The organism is Corynebacterium sp. HMSC076D02 (assembly GCF_001813815.1).
GTDB classification, from domain to species: Bacteria; Actinomycetota; Actinomycetes; order Mycobacteriales; family Mycobacteriaceae; genus Corynebacterium; species Corynebacterium simulans.
This window is the reverse complement of the sequence record NZ_KV814071.1, coordinates 68,431-72,717: the sequence shown is the minus strand read 5'-3', so window position 1 is coordinate 72,717 and position 4,287 is coordinate 68,431. Positions and strand designations below refer to the sequence as shown.

Genomic DNA, 4,287 nt, shown 5'->3' with positions numbered 1-4,287 from the left:
CGGATAGGTGATGATAAGTCACGAGCCACATCACTGCATCTTCTAGAGATAACCGTTCCTGGTTAGCGGTGAGAAGGTTGGCAAAGTCTTCCGACTCATTGGGTGGCATAGCCGGTGACAGTTTTTTGACTGGATGAGTCCCGGGGCCAACATAAGTTGCTTTGTCCTTGGGGTTGGACGTATTAACTGCCGGTCGTTGCATGAATGGGAATTGTGCGTCGTGCAAGTAAGCACCAGCGCTGAGCTCTTCGAGAGCCTTATCAACGGCCGCTTCAGATAGGCCGAGATTGAGTAATTCGGCAGGGGTTTTGGCTTCGTGCCGTAGTACTACTGCAGTAATGCCTGCCAAAAGTCGAACCTGAGGGCTGAAATGAAAACCGGGTTGCGAAGAAGTGATATCGAAATCGTGTTTGTGGGCCCTAAGGAGTGCATCACGCACGCTTAGCCGGCCTTGTGATGTCGGCAGAAATTCGACATTTGTCAGGCAATTGATGTTTGGACTCTCTGATGTCATCGAGACCTTCTTTCTTCAGTGCGAGCCTAAAATTCACTCTAGTGCGCAGATCATTTGGGCATAGGAAAATTTCTCAAAATTTTTCCAATTCAGTTAAATAGTTGACGTTTCTATCGAATTGGTGAAAGCGGCTAGCGCGGTGCGCGAGATGGAGTGTCTTTAGTGAATGTGCTGGAATAGGAGCCACACTGGTGACAATAGTCTTTGGCCTCGACACGTCTAGCTGATATTCGGAAGATTGTTCGAACTTTGAGGTGAGTGCCGACACTAGAATTGGCTGTCCGTCCTGCCTTCTGACTGCGTCCTTTTAGCGGTGAAAACGGCGAAAGCCCTCGTCATCCCCTAGAAAATGACGGTGTTTCCGTCTGTGGGGAGACGAGGGCTGGTGCTTGCCCGTGGCCTAGTGGCGGGGCGTCGGCTAGCGCATTAGGCGAACTGCTTGATGAGGTCCTGCAGAGCCTTGAAGTCGAACTTGACCAGGCCAAGGGCCTGAGCTGCAGCGGTGATGATGCCGAAGATGAGGGCCATCACGCCGGCGCCAGCCAGGCCAGCGCCTGCAGCAGAGGAGCCGTTGGAGGAACCGTCGTCAGATGGCTTGTTGTCGGTGTCTCCGGGGTTGTTGGTGTCGTCTTCGGCGGTGTTGAACCACCACTCGTCCAGGGCCAGCTTGGCCACGGTGGTGTTGTCGATGTACTCGCCGCGGACTGGGTCGGTGCCAGAAACCTTAGCCTGGATATCCTCGGAGCCAGCGCCCTTGAAGAAGAACGGTACTACCTGGTTGGTGTGGTTGGTGGAGTACCACTCGTGGGTCGGAGCGGTGCCCTTGGTGCCGGTCTGTGGCTTCCACGCGTCAGTCTCACCCGCGCCGGAGAGGAAGCCGGTCTCGTGGTCAGCGGTGACAATCAGCAGGGTTTCCTCCCAGGAGGAGTTCTTCTCAACCCAGGCGATGGCGGCGTCGACAGCCGCGTTGAAGTCCTGGACCTCTTCGATGTCGCGGCCGGTCTGGTTTGCGTGGCCGGACCAGTCAATAGCGCCGCCTTCAATCATGAGGGAGAAGCCGTCCTCGTCCTGGCCCAGGGCGTTGAGTGCGCCGTTGGTCATGGTCGGCAGGTCAACCACGTCGTTTTTCGGGTCGGTGCCTGGCTCCTTCGCTTCAGCATCGCCGGAGCGGTTCTGCTGCAGGGTGGTAGCAACTGGTGCCAGGCCGAAGTATTTCTTACCCTCTTCTACGTTGCCAGCAGCCAGGGACTCAAAGCCGGCGGTGTTATCGGTGAACTCCCAGCCCTTCGAGCCGTCGCGAAGCGCAGCGAGGTTCTCCTTGGAGATGTAGGAGTAGTCCTCGGAACCGGCAGCAACCTTCTGAGCGTCGTCGTTGTACTCAGGGTGGCCCGCGCCCATGATGACGGAGAGATCGGAGTTGATCATGGAATCGCCGATCTCCAGGTAGTTGTCGCGGTTCTTGTTGTGCGCCGCGAACGCGGCTGGGGTGGCGTGGTCAAACGGTACGGAGGTGACAACACCAGCGGACTTGCCCTCGCGGATGGCGCGCTCGGAGAGGTTTTCCATCTCGTGGCCGTAGGAAGAGACGCCCAGGGTGCCATTATCAACCTTGGAGCCGGTGGCCATTGCGGTGCCGGCCGCAGCAGAGTCGGTAGGGCCTTGCTTGATGTACTCGTGGTCAGACCATGCCTTGGCTGGGTCGTAGGAGCCGCCGTGCGGGAAGGTGGTCATGGACAGACGGTTAAAGTCCTCGAATACCTGGACAGACTCGCCCTCGAGCTCCTTGGCGGTGTCAGCACCGAATGCGCCTTCAACCAGGTACTTAGACTGGCCGGACTCGTAGAGATTGTTGGAGGCGATGTGGCCGTAGCCCATACCGTCACCAATCATGTAGATGACATTTTTCGGGCCAGAAGCAGCGGCGTGTGCCGGGGCGACAAGGCCAGTGGTCAGGGCGGTAGTGGCTACTGCGGCCACGCTAACGCGCAGGGCGCGAGAGAAGTTGCGCATGAGAGAGCTTTTTATGTTTAAGGTCTTAGGGACTTTAAAGAGAGATAGGAATAGAAAGAGGCAAGTTCCAAAAGTGAGAGTGGAATCAACCGCGCATAAATCTAGGCAGGCGGAGTAACAGCGGGACCACGCACGGGTTAATAAGAATCGAACTTTGAGGGGAACTCTTTTGAACGTCAATTACCCACTACGGCGTTCAGCCGTAGGCACGAGCACAGATTAGAATCCCTCTTATGACTGAAAATGCAGCTGCGACGTTGCCGCCATGCCCTGAATGTTCCTCCGAATACACCTACGAGATGCCGCCGCTCATCGTCTGCCCGGAGTGCGCGCACGAGTTCGAAGCCACCGCCGCTGGTGCGGACACCGACTCCGCTGAGCCCCAGGTAATCGTTGATTCTATGGGCAACGCGCTTGTCGACGGCGACACAGTCACCGTCACCAAGACCCTCAAGGTCAAGGGTGCGCAGCAGCCGTTGAAGTCCGGCACCAAGGTCCGTGGCATTCGCCTGAACTTTGATGCTGGAACGGGCCAGGAAGACCACAACATCGACTGCAAGATTGATGGCTTCGGCGCCATGACGTTGAAACCGGCGGTGGTCAAGAAGGTCTAGAGGGGTTTGCCCGAAAGTGATATCGTTACTGATATCAACGGGAAGGTGGGCAGTGCGATGGCCTCATTGGTAGTAAGAAACCTTGACGACGCGATAAAAGAAGCGCTCGTGGCTCGTGCGCGGGACAATGGCCGCTCAATGGAAGCGGAGGTGCGCGCCATTCTTATTGACGTTGTGCAACCGAAGAACATTGGGATTGCTCTTTATGAAGCAAGCAGAGATGCCGCGGTTGAATTGGAAACTCCACCACGTGATGATGAAGCGCGGGCGGTGCTTTTTAAATGATCGTACTGGACACAAATGTCGTATCTGAGGTGCTTAAACCGCTTCCGGATGACAAAGTGTTGAGTTGGATGAAAAGCATCGAGGCCCGTACATTTGTCACTGCCATGACTGTTTCGGAGCTTTATGCTGGCGTGGCTATCTTGCCAGAGGGAAGGAAGAAGGCCACGTTGCGCACGGTCTTAGATCGTGTCCTCGGTATGTACTCAATCCTTTCCTTTGATTTTCTGGCTGCGCAGGAATACGCCGAAGTAGTTTCCAGACGGAGGCAGTCCGGGCAGCCAATTTCTACTGTCGATGCGCAGATAGCAGCAGTATGCCGAGCCAATAGTGCTGTATGTGCCACCCGTAATGTCAAGGATTTTGAGAATACTGGAGTCCGTCTCATTAACCCATGGGATTAGTCAAAGTGGCGCAGGTTACCGGAATGATTACGGGCAAAGACAGCGCTGCGGACAGCGTCCGACGGCGCGCGGTCGGAGTGGAGGCCGCGCGATACATCGGAGCGGCCGAATAGATTGAAGTTTTATCCGCCCTGACGTGCTCCGGAGCTTGTTAGGGCGCTAGACTGTGGAGCCATGACTAACCCGAGTGATTCCACCGCGCACCGCTATACCCCGGAGCTTGCGGCCCAGATCGAGTCGACCTGGCAGCAGTACTGGAAAGACAATGGCACGTTTAACGCGCCGAACCCCGTCGGCGACCTAGCCACGGAGGGCGCGGGCGCCCTTCCGAAGGAAAAGCTCAACATCCAGGACATGTTCCCGTACCCATCCGGCGCAGGCCTGCATGTCGGCCACCCGCTGGGCTATATCGCTACCGATACCTATGCTCGCTACAACCGCATGCTGGGCAAGAACGTCCTGC

At 56.5% G+C, this 4,287-nt stretch carries 6 protein-coding genes; 4 read left to right on the top strand and 2 right to left on the bottom strand.

Features of this window, described 5'->3' with window-relative positions; translation table 11 throughout:
* Together HMPREF2935_RS13270 and HMPREF2935_RS12845 are read right to left on the bottom strand one after the other, a co-directional pair.
* The coding region (locus tag HMPREF2935_RS13270; protein WP_168166300.1) for a type I-E CRISPR-associated protein Cse1/CasA at positions 1-439 on the bottom strand (439 nt) is incomplete at its 3' end.
* 501 nt (positions 440-940) lie between these two features.
* The gene (locus HMPREF2935_RS12845; protein WP_083313221.1) at positions 941-2,524 is read right to left on the bottom strand and encodes an alkaline phosphatase; all 1,584 of its coding nucleotides are present in this window, start codon (positions 2,522-2,524) and stop codon (positions 941-943) included.
* A 233-nt stretch (positions 2,525-2,757) separates the two neighbouring features.
* On the opposite strand from HMPREF2935_RS12845, the gene HMPREF2935_RS10150 reads away from it, so the two are divergent.
* The 4 genes from HMPREF2935_RS10150 to HMPREF2935_RS10135 form a co-directional block, all read left to right on the top strand.
* Complete coding sequence (locus HMPREF2935_RS10150; RefSeq protein WP_070733068.1) at positions 2,758-3,138, top strand: zinc ribbon domain-containing protein YjdM; 381 nt, start codon at positions 2,758-2,760, stop codon at positions 3,136-3,138.
* Positions 3,139-3,195: 57 nt separating this feature from the next.
* Positions 3,196-3,423 carry a FitA-like ribbon-helix-helix domain-containing protein gene (locus tag HMPREF2935_RS10145; RefSeq protein WP_070455796.1) on the top strand — a complete coding sequence of 76 codons (228 nt, stop codon included), beginning with the start codon at positions 3,196-3,198 and terminating at the stop codon, positions 3,421-3,423.
* Positions 3,420-3,824, top strand: coding sequence for a type II toxin-antitoxin system VapC family toxin (locus tag HMPREF2935_RS10140; protein ID WP_070455797.1), 405 nt, complete (start codon positions 3,420-3,422; stop codon positions 3,822-3,824). The genes HMPREF2935_RS10145 and HMPREF2935_RS10140 overlap by 4 nt, the downstream gene beginning before the upstream one ends.
* Positions 3,825-3,998: 174 nt before the next feature.
* Positions 3,999-4,287 (top strand): class I tRNA ligase family protein (locus HMPREF2935_RS10135; RefSeq protein ID WP_141756049.1); only part of this gene is annotated, 289 nt, incomplete at its 3' end.